This is a genomic window from Archangium gephyra (assembly GCF_042230915.1).
GTDB classification, from domain to species: Bacteria; Myxococcota; Myxococcia; order Myxococcales; family Myxococcaceae; genus Archangium; species Archangium gephyra_B.
Map to the genome: position 1 here is coordinate 9636532 of NZ_CP102578.1, position 17201 is coordinate 9653732.

General features: G+C 69.4%; 16 protein-coding genes. 6 read left to right on the top strand and 10 right to left on the bottom strand.

Translation table 11 applies throughout. The features are described from left to right. Nucleotides 1-2: 2 nt before the first annotated feature. Nucleotides 3-380 (bottom strand): PadR family transcriptional regulator, encoded by a 378-nt coding sequence (locus NR798_RS37900; protein ID WP_375767436.1) that lies wholly within the window; start codon nucleotides 378-380, stop codon nucleotides 3-5. Nucleotides 381-434: 54 nt separating this feature from the next. Beyond that, nucleotides 435-3095, bottom strand: coding sequence for an ADOP family duplicated permease (locus tag NR798_RS37905; protein ID WP_375767437.1), 2661 nt, complete (start codon nucleotides 3093-3095; stop codon nucleotides 435-437). Nucleotides 3096-3270: 175 nt separating this feature from the next. Between NR798_RS37905 and NR798_RS37910 the strand changes: the two genes are divergently transcribed. The 3 genes from NR798_RS37910 to NR798_RS37920 all read left to right on the top strand — a co-directional run bounded on the left by NR798_RS37910 (nucleotide 3271) and on the right by NR798_RS37920 (nucleotide 6373). Continuing rightward, complete coding sequence (locus tag NR798_RS37910; RefSeq protein WP_375767438.1) at nucleotides 3271-4242, top strand: alpha/beta hydrolase family protein; 972 nt, start codon at nucleotides 3271-3273, stop codon at nucleotides 4240-4242. Between the two features lie 135 nt (nucleotides 4243-4377). After that, entirely contained in the window at nucleotides 4378-5466 is a 1089-nt protein-coding gene (locus NR798_RS37915; RefSeq protein WP_375767439.1) for a hypothetical protein, read from the top strand. 25 nt (nucleotides 5467-5491) lie between these two features. Further along, nucleotides 5492-6373 (top strand): hypothetical protein, encoded by an 882-nt coding sequence (locus NR798_RS37920; RefSeq protein WP_375767440.1) that lies wholly within the window; start codon nucleotides 5492-5494, stop codon nucleotides 6371-6373. Between the two features lie 53 nt (nucleotides 6374-6426). Here NR798_RS37920 and NR798_RS37925 read toward each other — a convergent pair whose 3' ends face one another. The 6 genes from NR798_RS37925 to NR798_RS37950 form a co-directional block, all read right to left on the bottom strand. Beyond that, entirely contained in the window at nucleotides 6427-7701 is a 1275-nt protein-coding gene (locus tag NR798_RS37925) for a hypothetical protein (protein WP_375767441.1), read from the bottom strand. 8 nt (nucleotides 7702-7709) lie between these two features. Then, complete coding sequence (locus tag NR798_RS37930) at nucleotides 7710-8159, bottom strand: hypothetical protein (RefSeq protein WP_375767442.1); 450 nt, start codon at nucleotides 8157-8159, stop codon at nucleotides 7710-7712. Nucleotides 8160-8206: 47 nt separating this feature from the next. Continuing rightward, a complete protein-coding gene (locus NR798_RS37935; RefSeq protein ID WP_375767443.1) occupies nucleotides 8207-8785 on the bottom strand; it encodes an HD family hydrolase in 579 nt (192 codons plus the stop codon). Between the two features lie 28 nt (nucleotides 8786-8813). Next, entirely contained in the window at nucleotides 8814-10109 is a 1296-nt protein-coding gene (locus NR798_RS37940; RefSeq protein WP_375767444.1) for a M20/M25/M40 family metallo-hydrolase, read from the bottom strand. Nucleotides 10110-10387: 278 nt separating this feature from the next. Next, nucleotides 10388-10696 carry a hypothetical protein gene (locus NR798_RS37945; protein WP_375767445.1) on the bottom strand — a complete coding sequence of 103 codons (309 nt, stop codon included), beginning with the start codon at nucleotides 10694-10696 and terminating at the stop codon, nucleotides 10388-10390. Between the two features lie 180 nt (nucleotides 10697-10876). Beyond that, nucleotides 10877-11509, bottom strand: coding sequence for an RNA 2'-phosphotransferase (locus tag NR798_RS37950; RefSeq protein WP_375767446.1), 633 nt, complete (start codon nucleotides 11507-11509; stop codon nucleotides 10877-10879). 110 nt (nucleotides 11510-11619) lie between these two features. Here NR798_RS37950 and NR798_RS37955 point away from each other — a divergent pair, with 110 nt between their 5' ends. The 3 genes from NR798_RS37955 to NR798_RS37965 are packed head-to-tail and all read left to right on the top strand — an operon-like array spanning nucleotide 11620 to nucleotide 13911. Beyond that, entirely contained in the window at nucleotides 11620-12477 is an 858-nt protein-coding gene (locus tag NR798_RS37955) for a LysR family transcriptional regulator (protein ID WP_375767447.1), read from the top strand. 36 nt (nucleotides 12478-12513) lie between these two features. After that, entirely contained in the window at nucleotides 12514-13140 is a 627-nt protein-coding gene (locus NR798_RS37960) for a glutathione S-transferase family protein (protein ID WP_375767448.1), read from the top strand. Nucleotides 13141-13182: 42 nt separating this feature from the next. After that, nucleotides 13183-13911 (top strand): hypothetical protein, encoded by a 729-nt coding sequence (locus NR798_RS37965; protein WP_375767449.1) that lies wholly within the window; start codon nucleotides 13183-13185, stop codon nucleotides 13909-13911. A 10-nt stretch (nucleotides 13912-13921) separates the two neighbouring features. On the opposite strand, the gene NR798_RS37970 is transcribed toward NR798_RS37965, so the two are convergent. Together NR798_RS37970 and NR798_RS37975 are read right to left on the bottom strand one after the other, a co-directional pair. Beyond that, nucleotides 13922-15643 carry a B12-binding domain-containing radical SAM protein gene (locus NR798_RS37970; protein ID WP_375767450.1) on the bottom strand — a complete coding sequence of 574 codons (1722 nt, stop codon included), beginning with the start codon at nucleotides 15641-15643 and terminating at the stop codon, nucleotides 13922-13924. A gap of 121 nt (nucleotides 15644-15764) precedes the next feature. Next, the gene (locus NR798_RS37975; protein WP_375767451.1) at nucleotides 15765-17162 is read right to left on the bottom strand and encodes an FAD-binding oxidoreductase; all 1398 of its coding nucleotides are present in this window, start codon (nucleotides 17160-17162) and stop codon (nucleotides 15765-15767) included. Nucleotides 17163-17201: the final 39 nt, after the last annotated feature.

Below are 17201 nucleotides of genomic sequence, written 5' to 3' on the forward strand. Positions count from 1 at the left end.
GCTCAAGCCCCCCGTGCCTTCCCACTGGCGAGCAGTGCAACGAGATCGACCCCGCTCCAGAGCCGCTCGCGCATCTCACGCGAGTCCGCCAGCGCACGCGCGCCTCGCGGCGTGACGGCGAACATGCGCCGGGAAGCGCCAGCGCTTGCTTCGCCTCGCTCCGACGCGACCAGCCCCTTCACCTCGAGCCGGTCCAGCGTGGCGTACACCGCGCCGATCGCCACCTCGCGCCCGGTCACCTCCTCCAGCTCCCGGCGGACGGCCATTCCATAGGCGCCACTTCCGCCGGATGCACGCCCGGTGCGCACCACGGCGAGCAGTACCTGCTCCTCGAAGGTGCCGAGTGGCGCGTCCGACGTCGTACCAGGTGAGGGCGGCACGGATGGTTCCTCCTCTTGCAACGGCCAGTAGTGACAGGTGGAACGGGCGGGAGTCTATCCCTCGCGGAACACGGCGGCGGGATCCAGGCGGCTGGCGCGCCAGGCGGGCAGCAGCGCCGCGGCGACGCCGACGGCCAGCAGCGCCAGGGTGGCCCCCGCGAGCGACAGCGGGTCCACCGCGCTCACCCCGTACAGGAACGCGGAGAGCAGTCGTGACAGCACGAGCGCCGCGCCAATACCGAGCACGCTCCCGAGCAGCACCAGCGTCCCTCCCCGGCGCACCACCTGGGCCACCACGCGCGACGGACGCAGCCCGAGGGCGATGCAGATGCCCAGGTCGCGCTGGCGTCGGCGGACGAAGTGGGCGGTGACGCCGTAGACACCCACCGCGCCGAGCCCCACCGCGAGGGCCGTGAGGAGCGCGAGGACCGACATCACCTGCCGCGCGGGACCAATCGCCTGCGAGAACACCGCCTCGAGGGTGGTGGCGCGATGCACGGCCACGGACGGGGCGGTGGCGGCGATCTGCCGGCGGGCGTCATCGAGCACCGACGCGGGCTCGTGGCCCGGCTGCGTACGGAGCACCAGCGTGTGCCGAGCCGGCGTGTAGGCCGTCACCTGCGCGTAGAGCATGTAACGCGCCGGAACGGGGCCATCGGTGAGGGCCGCCTCCGCCACGTCCTCCACCACGCCGACGATCCGCTCTCCCCCTTCGAATCCCGCGCTGATGCGCCGCCCGATGGGGCTCTCCCCGGGGAAGTACTTCGCGGCGAGCGCCTGATTGATGACCACGGCGCGCTCCGTGTCCTCCCGGTCGTCGGCACTCAGCAGACGTCCCTCGACCAGCTGAATGCCCATCGTCTGGAAATACCCGGGCGTCACCAGCCGCACGGAGGTGGTGGAGGAGGGAAGGTCCGGCTTGTCCTCGAGCCGGATGCCCCAGTTGTCGCCAGAGCCTCGCAGGGGCAGCTTCTGGGCGGCTCCGGCCGCGCGGACTCCCGGCAGCACCGAGAGGGCCGTCTCCAGCTCCGCCAGCATCTGCCGCCGCTTCTCGGGAGCGACGTTCGCCTCCATCACCACGTCCACGACCGCCACCTGCCCGGTGTCCACGCCCGGATCAATGGAGCGCAGGTTCGCCACCGAGCGCACCAGCAGCCCGGCCCCCGCCGTCAGCAGCACCGCGAGCGCCACCTGCCCCACCACCAGCGCCCCCTCGGTCCTCCCGCCGCGTGCGCCAATCCCGCCCGTACGCGAGTGGCCGAGCGCGCGCTGCGGATCCGACTTGCGCAACGAGCGTGCCGGCAGCCACGCCACCGCGAGCGCCGCGGCGAGCGCCAGCACGAGCGCTGCGAAGAACACGCCCCAATCCAGTGAGCCACGTGGGGCGAGGGGTCCGAGCGGAAGCGCGTCGGTGAGCAACTGGAAGCCCTGGGCGGCGATCAGCGCGCCCACCCCGGCGGCGGCCAGTCCCAGCAGGAGCGCCTCCACGAGGAGCTGCTGCGTCATCCGGCGGCTGTCGGCCCCGAGCGCCACACGGACGGCGAGCTCGGTGGCGCGGCTGTCCACCTGCCCCAGCATCAGAGCGGCGACGTTGGCGCACGCGATGAGCAGCAGCACGGCCATGGCCACGAGCGTCGCGAGCAACGGCAACTGGAGCGGCCCGAGCAGGTACTCGCGCAGGGGCGTCACGGCGGGCGCGCGCGTCTTGTCCCATTGGGCCGGGTAGGTGAAGCGCTCGCGCAGCCGCGAGGTGAGCCGCTCCAGGGCCAGGCCGAGCGCGGGTCCATCGGTCCCGGGCGCGCGCCGTCCCACCAGCGTGTAGTTGCCGGAGCCGTCCTCTTCGTTGAGCGGCTCCACCACCCAGGCGCGCACCGTCGGGTCCGGGAACCAGAAGCCCTTGGGCATCACGCCCACCACCGTGTGCGCCCGCCCATCCAGCTCCACGTTGCTTCCCACCAGCGACGGCTGTCCGCCGAGCGTCTCGAAGAGCGCCTGGCTGAGGACCACCGCTGGCGCTGCACCCGGACGGTCTTCGTTGGGCTCGAAGGCGCGCCCGATGACGGGACGCACCCCGAGCACGTCGAAGAGCGCGGCGCTCGTGGAGACCGCCGGCACCAGCTCCGGAGACGCGTCCGCTCCGCGCCGCAGCGGCAGCTCCCGCGCGCGGTACGCCGCGACGGCACTGAAGCCGGACCACTCGGAAGACAGGTGGAGGACCTCCTGCTCGGACCACTCCCCCCGCCCCCAGAACAGGGCGAGCCGCTCCTCCGCGGGATACGGGAGCGGCGTCAGCAGCAGCCCACGCACCAGCCCGAAGGCCGCCGCCGTGCCTCCCACGCCGATCGCGAGGGTGAGGATGGCCAGCAGTGCATAGGTCGGACGCGAGCGCAGCCGCCGCACCGCGTACCGCAGATCCATGATGAGGCTCTCCATGGGGGGCCCTCCAGGGCGTAGGCGACTGGAGGCCGGCTCGAAACCGGTCCAGCCGCGAGAGAACGTCCGCCGCACCAGCGGCGGCACCGAACCGAGCACCTGCCGCCACAGCCATGCGCGCGCGGCCCGGCGATCCTCCCGGGCCTCACGGACGGCGAACTCGGCGGAGAGCTCGGCGATCACCTCGTCCCGCTCGGCATACGGAAGCCACGCACGCAGCAAGGCCAGAGGCAGACGGGGAACCTCCAGGGAGCCTCCATTCCTCGGGTCGGACCGCTGCACACGCACCTCGTCTCGCTGGCGGGATTCAATTACTACAATGTAGAATACGAATCCAGCGGGGGACGATTGCGTGGGCCGTCAGGCCACCCGGGCCGATTGACGCTCAGTCACGAGTGGGAGCAGTTGCGGTGGAGGAGGCGGCTGTGGAGGCTGTGGCATGCTTCGCGGCCTTCCCATGACCCTGTCTCGTTCCGTTCCCGCCCTGTCCCTGCTCGCCCTCCTCTCGCTCGGCGCCTGCCGCAAGACCGAGCCCGCGAGCCCCGCTCCACTCCCCGCGCCCCAGAGCCAGAAGACGGTGGCCCCAGTGGTGGCGGCGCGCAGGGCCTTCCAGACGAAGCTCAAGGACGCGCCCACCGACCATGAGCCGGCCCCGCAGCCGCCCGCGGGGGTATTCGAGAAGGTGATGTACCCCGCGCCGCTCGGGAACAACGTGGCCTATGTCACCCCGGTCCGCGAGGGGCCCCGGCGGCCGGCCGTGCTGTGGATCCAGGGCGGCTTCAACTGGGGCATCGACGAGAGCGCCTGGGAGGAGAGCCCTCGCGACAACGATCAGAGTGCTCGCGCGTTCCGCGAGGCGGGCCTGGCGCTGATGATGCCGGCGCTGCGCGGCTGCAGCGGCAACCCCGGCTCCCGCGAGTACTTCCTCGGCGAGGTGGACGACGTGCTCGCCGCGCTCGACTTCCTGGCGCGCCGCCCCGACGTGGACCCCGAGCACATCTATCTCGGGGGCCACAGCACCGGCGGGACGATGGCCCTGCTCGCCGCGGCCAGCGGGCCCCACGTGCGGGGCGTCTTCGCCTTCGGTCCCGTCGCCGTCCCCAATTATGGGGAGACGGGCACCGCGTTGGACCGAGCCGCCGGGAAGGAACTGGCGATGCGCAGCCCGGTGGTCTTCATGGATCTCATCCGCGTGCCGACGTTGGTCATCGAGGGGGCCGAGCACGGCAACACCGCCTCCTTCGAGCCCCTGCGCAAGGCGGCGAAGGGCGCGCCCGTGCGGTTCGTCGCCGTGCCCGGAGGCACGCACTTCACCATCCTGGCACCGCTCACCGAGTTGCTGGCCCAGCGTATCCTCCGGGGCAATCCGGCCGAGCTGCCCACGGACCTGTCCGAGCAGGACGCGTTCCGGGCGATGCAGGGCCTCTAGCGGGCATGCGCTCCAGCACGGGACCGGGCAGCCGAGCGTCGCGGTGGAGGGCGCTGGAGTCTGGTGGGAGTGCTTTTCGCGGAGAAGTGCAGGATGCTCGTCGGTCACCCACTTCCTCCGACGCAAGGAGCGTCCATGAGAACACCGCTCGTCCTGCTCTCGCTGCTGGCCCTGACGTCCACGGCCTGTCCCGCTGTCATCGAGCCGCCGGACCCCGTCCCGACGGACGCCTTCGCACTGGACCCCGTCCCGCAGGGGCAGGGCTTCCAGTTCATCACCCGGGAGACCGAGGTCCCCCAGGGCGTCGAGCAGCAGGACTGCTACTTCTTCAAGGCAGGAGAGCTCGCCGCGGCCAACGGCATGCCGGCGAACGAGCCCCTCAACCTGCACCGCATCCAGATCTCCCAGCGGGATGGCTCGCACCACATGAACATCTACCGGGTGCGCACCATCGTGGGGCTGGACCCGGCCAACGGTGCCTTCCAGCCCGCCTCCAACGGCTCCGGGCCCTGCTTCAACAGCGCCAACTGGGCGGACTGGCCCTTGCTGGCCAACACCCAGCAGGATGGAACCATCGACTGGACGTATCCGGACGGGGTGGCCAACGTCATCCAGCCGGATGAATGGCTGATGTTGCAGTCGCACTTCGTCAACGCCTCCACCCAGAAGACGCCGCACAACTACGGCAAGGTCTGGGTGAACTTCTGGGGCATCCCCAAGGACCAGGTGAAGCACGAGCTGGGGACCATCTTCGCCACCAAGCAGTCCATCCGCGTCTGCACGAAGAACCCCACGCCGACGTTCGACGGGGTCTGCAATATCAACAACAAGAGCCCCGTGCAGATCATCGGGGCCAACGGCCACTTCCACAGCCGGGGCAAGCAGTTCCGGATCTACGCCTGGGATGGCTCGAGCCTCGAGCGGCCCTCGGAGAGCCAGCGCTTCTACACCTCGGAGACGTGGGATGATCCGCCCATGACGCGCTCGCCCGAGCTGGACATGACGCTGCCCGCGGGTGGTGGCATCTGGTACACGTGCAACTACGAGTGGACGCCTCCGCCCATTGGCTGCCAGGCGCTCAACGAGTTCGACAAGAAGAAGTACTCGACGCCCGACTCGCTGCTCGACTGCTGTTACACCTTCGGACCGCAGGTGGACCAGAACGAGCACTGCAATGCCTTCATCTATTACTACCCGAAGCAGGACGACGTGAACTGCTTCTGACGGAACCGTCATGCGAGTGCATCTCATGAAGCATGTTCCCGTCGTCCTGCTGTCGCTCTGTCTGGCCATGAGCTGTGGCCCGGATGGCAACGACTCCTCCCAGGACGCGGGGACGAATCAGGACGCGGGCACGGGCCAGGACGCGGGCACGACCCCCGACGCCGGCCCCCTCCCCGATGCGGGCACGACTCCCGACGCGGGCACGACCCCCGATGCGGGCACGACTCCCGACGCGGGCACGACTCCTGACGCCGGCACGACTCCCGACGCCGGCACGGATGAGGACGCGGGCACGACCCCCGACGCCGGCACGACTCCCGACGCCGGCACAACTCCCGACGCCGGCACGGTCCCCGACGCGGGTACGATCAGCACACCGTGCGGCATTCCCTACCCGGGAGATCCCAATGGAACGCCCAACTTCACCATCACGGCGCTGAGCCGCACGCATCCGGACCTCCCCATGGTGTCGGCACCGCTTACGACGGGGAGCACCGTCCCGATCATCGAGCCCATCCAGGGCGGGCGAGTGGCGTTCATCGGGGTGCGCGACGTGGTCAACATGGACCCCTGTGGGGCGACCCTGCTGGGCGCGCTGAAGGACACCAGCACCGGCAAGCTGGTGCTCGACTCGCGGACCACCAACCTGCGGAACACGGACGGCCGGGGCTCGAGCACCGACGCGGACGACGCCTCGTTCTCCAACGTGCCGCTGTGTCCCAACCAATGGGCCAGCAAGGACATCTTCGACCAGGACTACGAGCTCATCCTCATCCTCAAGGATCGTCTGGGCAAATCGCTCCAGAAGACCCTCACCGTCCGCCCCGCTTGCACCGTGCCCGTGGAGGAAGCGTTCTGCCGGTGCATCTGCAAGCAGGGCTACAAGTTGGGCGAGCCGTGCCCGTAGCGCGGCGATGAATGGCCCACCGCGCCCCAGGGCTGTCACCCGGGGCGCGGCCGTCACCCACGCCGTCTCGCCCGGCGCAGCAGGGTGAGCAGCAGCAGCGGAGCCATCGCAACCTTCCCGGCCGCGGCCCCACACCCGTCCGGCTTCGGAGGGACTTCCTCATCGGGCGTTCCGGCGTCCGGAGACACGGGAGACACCGGTGCGCCGAGTTGCTGCGCGAGCTGGGGCCAGAGCCCGGTGCACCGCTCCCTCACGGGCGTGCCCGCCGGGCACTGGTGGACGCCCTGGACCTCGCGGAGGCTGAAGAGGGGCTCCCACGAAGAGCCCTCGTCGGTGCTGCGCGCCAGGGCCCAATCGTGCAGCCAGGTGGAGCCGCAGGCGTAGAGGACGCCGCCCTCACGCGTCACGCACGCATTGCCCGTGGGCAGGGACAACGGGAGGAAGGACTCCCCCTCGCGCCCCCGGTAGAGGTGATTGTAGGTCGCCACCCAGGAGGTCCGGCCATCGGCCGAGACATCCATGTTGACGAGCGGGTCTTCCACCTCCAGCACGGACGTGAGCGTGCGGCCGCCATCCTCGCTGCGCAGCACGGTGTAGCGGATGGTGCCGTCCGCGGCGCGCGAGGACACGCGCATCCACAGCACGTCTGGAGTGGCCGGGCTCACCGACAGCAGCTTCAAGTCATACGCGCCCTCGAGCCCCGGGGGGAGGGATTGAGGCAGGTCCTCCCACGTCTCGCCCGCATCGCCGCTGCGGAAGAGGTACATCGCATAACCCACCCAGCCGCTGACGTAGAGGCGCTTGGGATCGGAAGGTGCCACGCGCACCGTGGAGAAGACGGCCTCGCGCCTCAGGGGGGTGGGCGTCCACGTCTCCCCGCCATCCTCCGAGCGGTACAGGAGATTGGTCACCGCGGGCCTTCCCGTGGCCACAAAGAGAACGGAGCCGTCCGTGGGGTGCTCGGCGAGGCTGGAGACCCAGGCGTCCTGGAACGCCGGAGAGGGCTCCCAGGAGCACCCCCCATCGTGCGAGCGCAGCAGCGCCTTGCCGGTGGCCGCGAGGAGGTCCCCGCCCGAGAGCCACACGTAACTCTCGGGCGTCCAGCTGCCGTAGCCCATGGCCTCCGCGCACACCCAGCGCCAGGACTCGCCCCCGTCGCGGGAGATGAGCGTGCCCCGGGTGAAGCCCATCAAGCGATCTTCCGGGTGCCCCCGGCGCGAGGTGTAGCTCTGGGTTTCCATCAAGCCACCGTGTGCATGCACGGAGGCCGAGGACAGCACGCCCAGGCAGGCGAGGAGTCTCCAGGAGGCCATGGCGGGGAGCTTCATGGATCGCCCTACTCGAGGACAGCGCCCTGTTGGATCCACCGCTCCAGCGAGTCGAGCTCCTCCTGGGGAAGCGGCGTGCTGCGCTGGGGCATGCGCTCGCCACAGGCGTTGGGAGCACACGGCAGGCCCGTGAAGTCCCCCGTCACCTTTCGAAGCAGGAAGCTTCCCGAGGGATTTCCCGGGTCCACCAGCGGCAACGAAGGCTCGCGGACGCTCTTCGCCTTCAACCGCTCCAGGAGGGCGGCGGCGTCCCCCGAGCCGAGGGTGAGTGGCACGTAGCCCGCCGGCTGGGCGGTGCCGTGACACCCCGAGCCGAAGCCACACGAGCCCTGGAAGAGGGGAACCACGTCACGGCTGAAGGTGGGGCGCTCCTCTTCCTGCGCCCCTCCCCCGCCACACCCCGCCCCCAGCGGCAATCCGCCCAGGACGAACACCCAGCGCCGCAGCTGCTTCTTCATGCGCTCCAACCTCCCAGTCCGCGCCGCTCCGGCCACGGACGGAACCCTCAGGCACCGAACCAGCCCTTCTGGCGAGCCTCTTCGAGACGGACCTCCAGATAGTCCCACAAGGCTGGGCAGCCCGCCTTGATGGGCGGAGCGATACGGCGCACCACCCGTTCATGGCTGACGCCGTTCTCGCGCCAGCTTTGACCCTGGTTGGCCAGGTTCAGCAGGACCGGCATGGCCCGGTCCACGGCGTGGGCGAACCGGGCTTCCGGCGTCTCGCCGTGCTCGAACTCCTGCCACAGGGCCAGGAAGGCCGCGCCTTGCTGCTCCGGCAGCATCCCGAAGATGCGCTTCACCGCCGCCAGCTCGGCCGCCTTGCGCGCTTCCCAGCCTTCTTCGGCGTACACCAGGGTGTCCCCGGTGTCGATCTCGCCAATGTCATGCACCAGCAGCATGCCGACCACGCGGTGGATATCAATGGGCGACCCGGCATGGTGCGCCAGGGACGAGGCCAGCATCGCGATCTGCCAGCTGTGCTCGGCGGAGTTCTCGTAGCGCTCGAGGCCCAGCGGACGGGTCTTGCGTGTCACGCCCTTGAGCTTGTCCAGCTCCAGGATGAAGTCGATGATCCGTTGCATACGTTGTGTCTCCTGACGCCGCCTCGCTTTACAACCGCACGAGCAGTTCTCTGAGGATGGAGAAGCCCTGCCGGAAGTCCTCCAGCCGGGCCTGCTCGTTGGGCGCGTGGTAGTACGCCATCTCCCCGAAGCCGGTGATCTGCACGTCGCAGCCCTGGCGTTGCAGGTCCCTCACCAGCGGCAGCGAGCCGGTGAGCGAGAAGGGCGTGGGGGCCACGCCGCGCACCGCCTGCATCGCCTCCTTCAGCGCCTGCAGCCCCGGCGAATCCAACCGGCAGGCGATGCCTTCCATGCCGCCCCCCTGGAAGCGGAACTCGAGCGAGCCGCGCTTGCCCGCCGCCGTGCGGGTGCGCGGGAAGCCAGGGATGACCTCGTTACGTTCGAGCCGGGCGTCCAGCTCGCGCATGAAGCTCGTCACCTCCTCGCGCACGGCCTTCAGGTCGTAGAAGGGCGTGAGGCGGAGGTCACCCCGCACGGTGACGTCGGCGGGAATCTTCGACTCCTTGGTGTTGGAGCCCTCCACCACGGTGGACTTGAGGCTGGACGAGGACAGGAAGCCCCATTCCTTCTCTTTCTCCGTGGGGGGGAAGCGCGCATGGAACCAGCGGGCCAGCTCCAGCGACGCGGCCATGGCCAGCTCCAGCGCGTTGACGCAGTTCTGCGGCATGCCCGAGTGCCCGCCCACGCCCGTCACCTTCAGCTCCCACAGCGAGATGCCGCCCGTGCCCAGCGTGGGGCCGAAGTTGGCGCTGTCCAGCCAGTACACCGGCTGGCCCGCCAGGTCCTTCAGCCGCCCCTGCTCGGCCACGTAGCCCAGGCCGAGGCCGGGCAGATCCGAGGACTCCTCGTTGGAGATGAGCACCACCTTGAGGGTCCGGCGCGGGCGCACCCCGCGCTCGGCGAGCTGCGCCAGCAGGTCCGTCAGCACCGCCACGTGGCCCAGGCAGTCGGTGACGCCGCGCCCGTACAGGACGCCGCCGGGCCCCTCCCAGAGCGCGAAGGGGTTGCGCTCCCAGCCCTCGCCCTTCTCGTCCGCGGGGACGACGTCGAAGTGCGCCCCCACGAAGCCGAGCGCGCCCTCGCCCGTGCCCTTCACGGTGAGCACCAGACAGGGGCGTGACTCGTTGCCCGGAGCGGCGAGCGACTCGGCCTGGATGAAGCCGCTCTGGACATGCGGCGCCAACGTCTCCAGCACCACCTGCGCGGCGAGCCGCTCCTCGGGCACCAGCCCCGCGCCCGGGTTGTTCTGCAGCTTCGGCGTCAGGGCGATGAGACGCCGGAGCACTTCCAGGAAGCGGTCTTCACGGAGCGAGAGCGCGTGCATGGGCGCGGATTGGACCCCAGGCCTCCGGAGAAGTCACTGGAAACGACGGCGCAACGTTGAGCCGCCCCCCGGGTTGAATGAGCCACCCAAGGAGAAATCACGAATGAAGCCCAGAACGGCGCCGGAGGCGAAGGCGAGCTGTCGCGCGTCTGTGCGCATGACATCCGCAAGGCCTACGAGCTGGGAGTTCCGCAGTTGTGAGCCCCGCCGCTCCGCGCCTTTGAATGAAGAGGCGGCGGGCACCGGACCCGCCGCCTGAGGAGAAACGCGCCCCGGGGCTATTCCACCAGGAAGCAGCAGCCGTTGGTGCGGCCGTTGCGGCCCGCGTCGATCACCTCTCCATAGGAGTTGCGGCAGAAGACGTGCTCCTCGTTCCTGCCCTGGGTGCACGTGCTCGTCGGGCTGCCGCAGACCCAGCCGGTCTGGTAGTAGGTGTAGCCAGCGGGGCACTGGACGTCGATGAGCTCCTGCTGAACCGCGCCAGCGCCGCTGCTCTCCTCCGGAACCTCGGTGCCACCACACGCGGAAAGGCCAAACGCCAAACACACCGTCACGACGAGCTTCTTCATCACGAATGCACCATCCATGCTGAGGAGAAAGCCCTCCGCGCCCGTGAGCACGGAGCAGCCGTTGAAGACGCTGACAGGACAGTCCTCCGAAGCCAAGGGGCCACGTTTGTTCAGCCGACAGGAGTTGCTCCGGCGCATGGCGTGTTGCCCGGGAGGCTACAGGGCATGTCTTGTTTGGAGCGGCTCGTGAGCGATCCGTCAGCGTCCCAGGAGGCGGCGCCGCAGCTCGCCGAGCGCCCGCTCGCCCACGGCCGTGGCGGCCAGCAGGTCCGTGACGGCCTCGCGGGGGACCGCGCGTGCGAGCAGCACGCCGTTGGGAGCCCGGAAGACGCGCAGGCCGGACTCGCGCAGCAAAACGGCGGAGACCACCAGCAGCACGTCCACCCCGGCCCGCTTGCCGACCGTGGCGTCCACCGCGGGCGCCAGGTGCACATGGCTGCGCGCGGCCGCGTGCACCCCCTCGCTGTCGAGGATGGCCCGCGCGGCCCCCACCGACGTGCCGTGGTAGAGCGGCGCGTCCCCGAGCACCTCGTCCCAGCTGCGCTCCAGCCCCTCCAGCGTCACGGGCGTCCCCTCGGGCGAGTGTCCCTGCACGGCCCGCACCCGCTCGCCCTTCAGCTCGAAGCGGGACTTGGAGTTCTGGGCCACCACGGCCTCCAGCTGGGCCAGCGACAGTCCCGTGAGGCGCAGCACGTCCGCCACGAAGGCGAAGCCAGCCTCGTCCATGGACAGTCCGGACTCCCGCGCTCCGTGGCGCAGCAACCAGGAGAGCTTCTTGGACCTCGCGGCGAGGGCCTGTGAGTCAGGGGCGGCGCGGTGATGGGGAACCATGGTCGGAGTCCTCTCGGGTGCTGCGTTCATTCGGGAAGGTAGCCCCGAGGGGCTCCAACGTGAAATCGGAGCTTCCCACGAGGTATCCATGGAATGGATAGTTGCCCGTCATGGAGCTCGATGGGCTGCGCGCCCTGGTGGCATTCGCCGAGGCTGGCTGTAACCTCACCCGCTCCGGGAGGGCCGTCGGGCTGTCTCAGCCCGCCATGCACGCGCGGCTGCAGGCGGTGGCGAAAGAGCTGGAGGTGACGCTCTACGAGCGCCGGGGTCGCACGCTGCAACTGACGGCCGAGGGAGGGCGGGTGCTCGCCTGGGCGCGTGACGTGCTGGAGCGCGAGCAGTCGCTCCGGGCGGAGCTGCACGGGGGGCGGGCCACGCAGCGGGTGGTGCTCGCGTGCGGCGAGGGAGCACTCGTGCACGTCGTCTCCGGACGGCTGGCGGCGCTCGCGCGCGCCCGGCCCGGGGTGCTCTCCTTCCTCGTGCTCGATGGGCCTTCGGCTGCCGCCGCGGTGGAGCGGGGAGTGGCCCACCTGGCCGTGGCCGCCGGTCCCGCGGCTGCAACCCCTGGCCTGCGCTCCCTCCCACTCCTCACCACCCCGCTGCTCGCGGTGGTCCCACGCCCGCATCCGCTCTCGCGAACAGTCCAGGAGGTGGACGCACGCGCCCTGCTCGCCCACCCCCTGCTGCTTCCTCCGCCGGGCCGCGTGCTGCGCACGACCCTCGAGGAGCTGGCGGCGGCGCACGGTCTGCCGCTCCGGGTGGCGGTGGAGGTGACTGGCTGGGAGGCCGTCTGCCGGCTGGCGGCGCTCGAGGTGGGAGTGGGGCTCGTCAACGCCCTGGTGCCCACTCCTGGACTGACGCGGCTGTCCGTCCGTGGACTGCCCTCCACCACCTACCGGATTCTGCTGCGCCGCGGGCGGGGCACCCCGCTCATGGAGGAAGTGGTGGAAGCCCTCCGCCACGAATGAGCTAGGGTGGCGGCAAACCACACAGGGGAGTGAACCATGTCCAATGAGCTCGTCTTCTACACCAACCCGATGTCGCGTGGCCGGATGGTGCGCTGGATGCTCGAGGAGGTCGGGCAGCCCTATCGGACCGAGCTGCTCGAGTTCGGCACGACGATGAAAGCGCCCGCGTATCTGGCGATCAACCCGATGGGCAAGGTCCCGGCGCTGCGCCACGGCGACACCGTCATCACCGAAGTGGCGGCCATCTGCACCTATCTCGCGGATGCCTTCCCGCAGGCGGGCCTGGCCCCCGCGCCGGGCAGCCGCGAGCGCGGACCCTACTATCGCTGGCTGTTCTTCGGCGCTGGCCCTATCGAGTCGTCGGTCAACAACAAGGCCATGGGCTTCCAGGTCCCGCCCGAACGGGCCGGGGCGTCGGGCTATGGCAGCCTCGACGCGGTCCTCCACACGCTCGAGGGCGCGGTGTCGCACGGCGACTACCTCGTCGGTGACCGCTTCACCGCCGCGGACCTCTATGTCGGCTCGCAGCTCGGCTGGGGCATGCAGTTCGGCACCATCGAGAAGCGCCCGGCCTTCGAGCGCTATGTCGGACGCATCATGCAGCGCCCCGCCGCCATCCGCGCCCGCGAGATCGACGACGCCCTGATGCCGAAGAAGAAGTAGCCGGCACCTCACCGCGAAGAGCACTCGGAGCGCTCCATCCCCATGTCCCGCCCTCCCCCACCCGTCATCGCCCCCATCACCCGGGACGGTGTCCGCTATGAATCCCGGTGGTCCCACAGCGGCGTGCTCTTCGCGGTCGACGAGAAGTCCGGAAAGCCGCTCTGGCAGGTCGAGGTCTTCAAGTACCTCGTCGACGAGCAGGTGGAGACCGACGTGCAGGTGGTGTTCTTCAGGTCGATGACGCTCGACGCCCAGGGAGAGGCGCTGCTCATCGAGGACGAGTGTGGCGTGCGCCACCTCGTCGACCTGAAGACGAGGAAGGCGAGACTCCTGACCTGGCCGGTGGAAGTCAGCCTCGTCGAGGCGAGCCCCGGTCCGGACGGGTGGAAGTACTCCGTGGAGCTGAAGGTCTCCAACGCGCTCACGCGGCCGCTCCAGCTCGACGGGCCCAGCGTTGCCGAGAAAGGGACGCTCTCGAACAATCTCTTTCAAGTCGAGGCCGACGGCCAGCCCATCTCCTATCGCGGGATGATGGCCAAGCGGGCCCCGCCCGGCCGATTCATCGAGCTGAAGCCCGGAGCGGTCTACCGCACGGTGGTGGACCTCTCATCGGACTACCCCGTGCCTCCCGGCAAGCATCGGCTGACGGTGAAGTTCTCGCACCCCAACCACTTCTCTCCGGACAATTGCCAGCTGGAGTCGAGGCCCGTGACCGTCGAGCTGGGCAATGAGCCCATCCGCCGGTCCGTCAAGCCCAAGCCCAAGCCGTAGCGAGAACACCTCACGCCGGCTGCAGGAAGCGTCCGTCCACGAGATGCTCGATGACCTCGCGCGCCGAGCCCGGGTCGAGCCGCAACTTCGTCCCCAGCTGCGTCACCGCGTGGGCGACCGTCGTCGGGCGCTCGAAGGCGGCCAGGGTGGTCAGGAGGATCTGGCCGTCCTCGCCCTGGTCCAGCGTCGGGTCGGTGAACTTTCGCGGGTTGACCGACGGGGCACAGACCAGGCCCGTTCCATCCACCGACCGGACGACGGTCACCTGTTCCTGCGCCACCTTCGCGGGCACCCGGTGCGGTCCCAGCCAATCCCCCAGCTTGAACCGGAGCGTCGAGGGGGCGGTGTTCAACAGGCGCGTGCGTCCGTTGATCTCGACCCTTCGCTTCGAGTCCCGGTGCTCGCACGCGAGGGCATCCACGTGCTCCGACGTGCGCTGCACGGCCTTCTCGAGCGCCGCGTCGCGGAAGCGCAGCATCGGCACCGACGACACATCGCCGGGCGCGCGCTGCTCGAAGTACTCGAGGAACTCCGTGAACGTCCGCGCCTCGGACACCATGTCGAACCGCGCGGGGTGCTCGGTGGCGAGCGCCCCAGGCTGCGCTTCGAGCCGCTGGTAGCCCAGCCCACAGTCGAGGTTGATCAACCGCTCCGCCAGGCGGACCTCCTCGTCGAGCGTGGCGGCGCTGGCGAAGGGGAGGCCCGCGATTCCAGAGACCTCGATGTCCAGGTTCTCGTGGCGGCGGCAGTTGTCGATGATCTCCAGCAGCTGCGGGTCCGAGGCACACGGCTTGAGCAGGCCACGGCGCATCTGCTCCTGCCGCTGCTGTTCCGAGAAGCAGCCGATGTCGAGCACCATATGGACGTGCTCGAAGGTCCCGGCCAGGGCATCGATGAGCCCCATCCGGGGAATCCCCCACAGGAAATACATGCAGGAGTGGCGGGAGAGATCGACCCCCGCCCAGGTGCTCTGCAGGAACTCCGCCGAGCTTCCCGAGAAGTCGTAGCGGAGCTGCCACGTGCGGCTGGCGATCTCCTGGTGGTCGCGGCGCACACTCTCCTCGGAGCGCAGGAACGGCTTCGCGCGTCCGAAGGCCGCCTTCTGGTTGCCGCGGGCGCCACCGCAGTAGAGGCAGTTCTCGCCGCACCCCTTGCCGGGCGCGACCCACCCCGAGAAGGCGTGGCGGTCCTGGTGGCTCAGGAAGATGTCGTTGAAGTGCGAGTAGTAGACGTCCTCGCTGTTCGTGGCGCCTTGTACGTACTCCAGGGGCAACCGCCGCGGGGTGCCGTCCGGAGCCCGGGTGACGCAGTTGGGCGGGGAGGGATCGCCCTCGCAGAGCGCCAGCAGCGGCCGCTCGCCGTCACCCAGGACGATGTGATCGATGCAGTCGAACGCGTGCAGCTCCCGCCACCAGTACGACGCGGTGTTGCCCCCCATGACGATCCGGATGTGGGGGTCGATCTTCCGCAGCATCCGGGCCAGGAGCAGCGCCCGGTGGACGTGGTGGAACCACTTGAGGCTGATCCCGACGAGCTTGGGACGCACGCGGGCCACCAGGGCCTCGAGCGAGCGCCTCACCTCCTTCTCGGATTCGTCCCCGTCGTAGAGCCGGACGAAGGCCTCGATCCCGCCGCGCCGCAGATAGCTCGCGAGATAGAGGATGCCGCAGGTGGCTTCGCCGGTTCCGGCGCCGAGGAGGAGGACTGGAGAGAGGACGCGACGACCATTCATGAGACGAGACCCGGCCTTCCGAACGCCGGGAGTATAGACGCTCCTTCCCCGAGGCGTGCGGGCATCGGAGCCAACCCGCGCTCCCCTGGTATGGAGGCAGGAAGGCGGGTCCCGAGGTCTCTCAGTGCACCGAGGCCCCCGAGCCGGACGGCTGCTCCTGCAGCCCGAGCGCCGCCCGGCACGTCTTCGTGTAGAGGTCGCGGAAGATGTTGTCCGGGTCCGTCAGCCGTTTCACGGCCTGCCAGGTCTCCTTGTTCCAAATGCTCCAGAAGGTCTGCTCGTCGTAGTAGTTGTACGAGATGAGCGTCTTGGTGCCGTTGACCCGCTGCAGCTCGTCCTCGAATTCCTTGTAGATGTTGCGGCCCGGCTGCTGCTGGAGCCCGTAGACCGCGAGGTCCAGGAACAGGGGATCCTTCACGCCGGACCACCAGCGGGGCGTCTGCCACTCGTAGTCCCGCATCCGCCGGTAGGGCACGCACCACACCGGGTAGAAGTGCATCTCGCGGTGGTACCAGTCCATGAACTCGGCCGAGCGCGAGAAGGGGATGAATACGTCCACGATGACGGGCGGGTTCTTCTTGGGCAGGAAGCGGTGGAAGCGGTCCGCGGCCCTCAGCACGCTGTCCGAGTGCACCAGCTTGCCGAACAGCGCCCGGCCCACGAGGCTTTTGGGCGTGACGTGGGTGACGCCCCGGTCGTAGCGGTAGAGGTAGTCGTAGAGCGTGAGGTAGTCCTCCGCGCGGCGCGGGATGCTCTCGCAATACGCCTTGAGCCAGTCGTAGCGGCTCACGTATGGGGCGCGCTCCGCGAAGCGGCCCACGCACAGCACGTGCTTCGTCGGGGAGAAGATCTGCCCGTCGAGGTAGTCCACATCCTGGGTGGTGAAGTAGCGCCAGATGGCTTGTTGAAAGGCCTCGAGCGTGGCGTACGTCTCGTACGTCACGTGCACGTAGGGCGCGGCGCGGATGAGCTTGAACTTCAGCTTCGAGAGCACGCCGAGGGTCCCGAACGAGCCGTGGATCATCTGGAACACGAGCGGGTTCTGCTCAGGGGAGCAGCGCAGCACGTCTCCCTTCGCGGTGATGATCTCGTATTCCAGACACGTGTCGTGGAAGCCCCCATCCCGGAAGGACATGGACTCGATGGAGCACCCCGCGACGGCGCCTCCGATCGTGATGGTCTTGTGCTCGGGGACGATGATGGGAATGAGCCCGTGGCGCCACGTCGCGCGGACCACCTCCTCGAAGGTGACCGCGGGCTCGGCCGTGCACGTCATCGCCACGGGATCGATCTCGAGGATCTGATCCAGGTCACTCAGGTCGATCTTCTCGTCGCTCCGCCGCTGGTCGTTGCGCTTGGGCACCTGATGCGGTGGTGTCTTCTTCTTGAAGGACACGGGCCGCCTGCTCGTCCGCTGCCGCAACTGCCGCGCGATCCGCTCGACCTTCGCCTCGTGACGCGCATCACGTCGCGCGGGTTCCTCCGGCAACAGCACGCCAGGCGACGACTCCATTTGCATTTTATTCCTCCACCTCCTGAAGGTGGGGAAGTTCCCGAT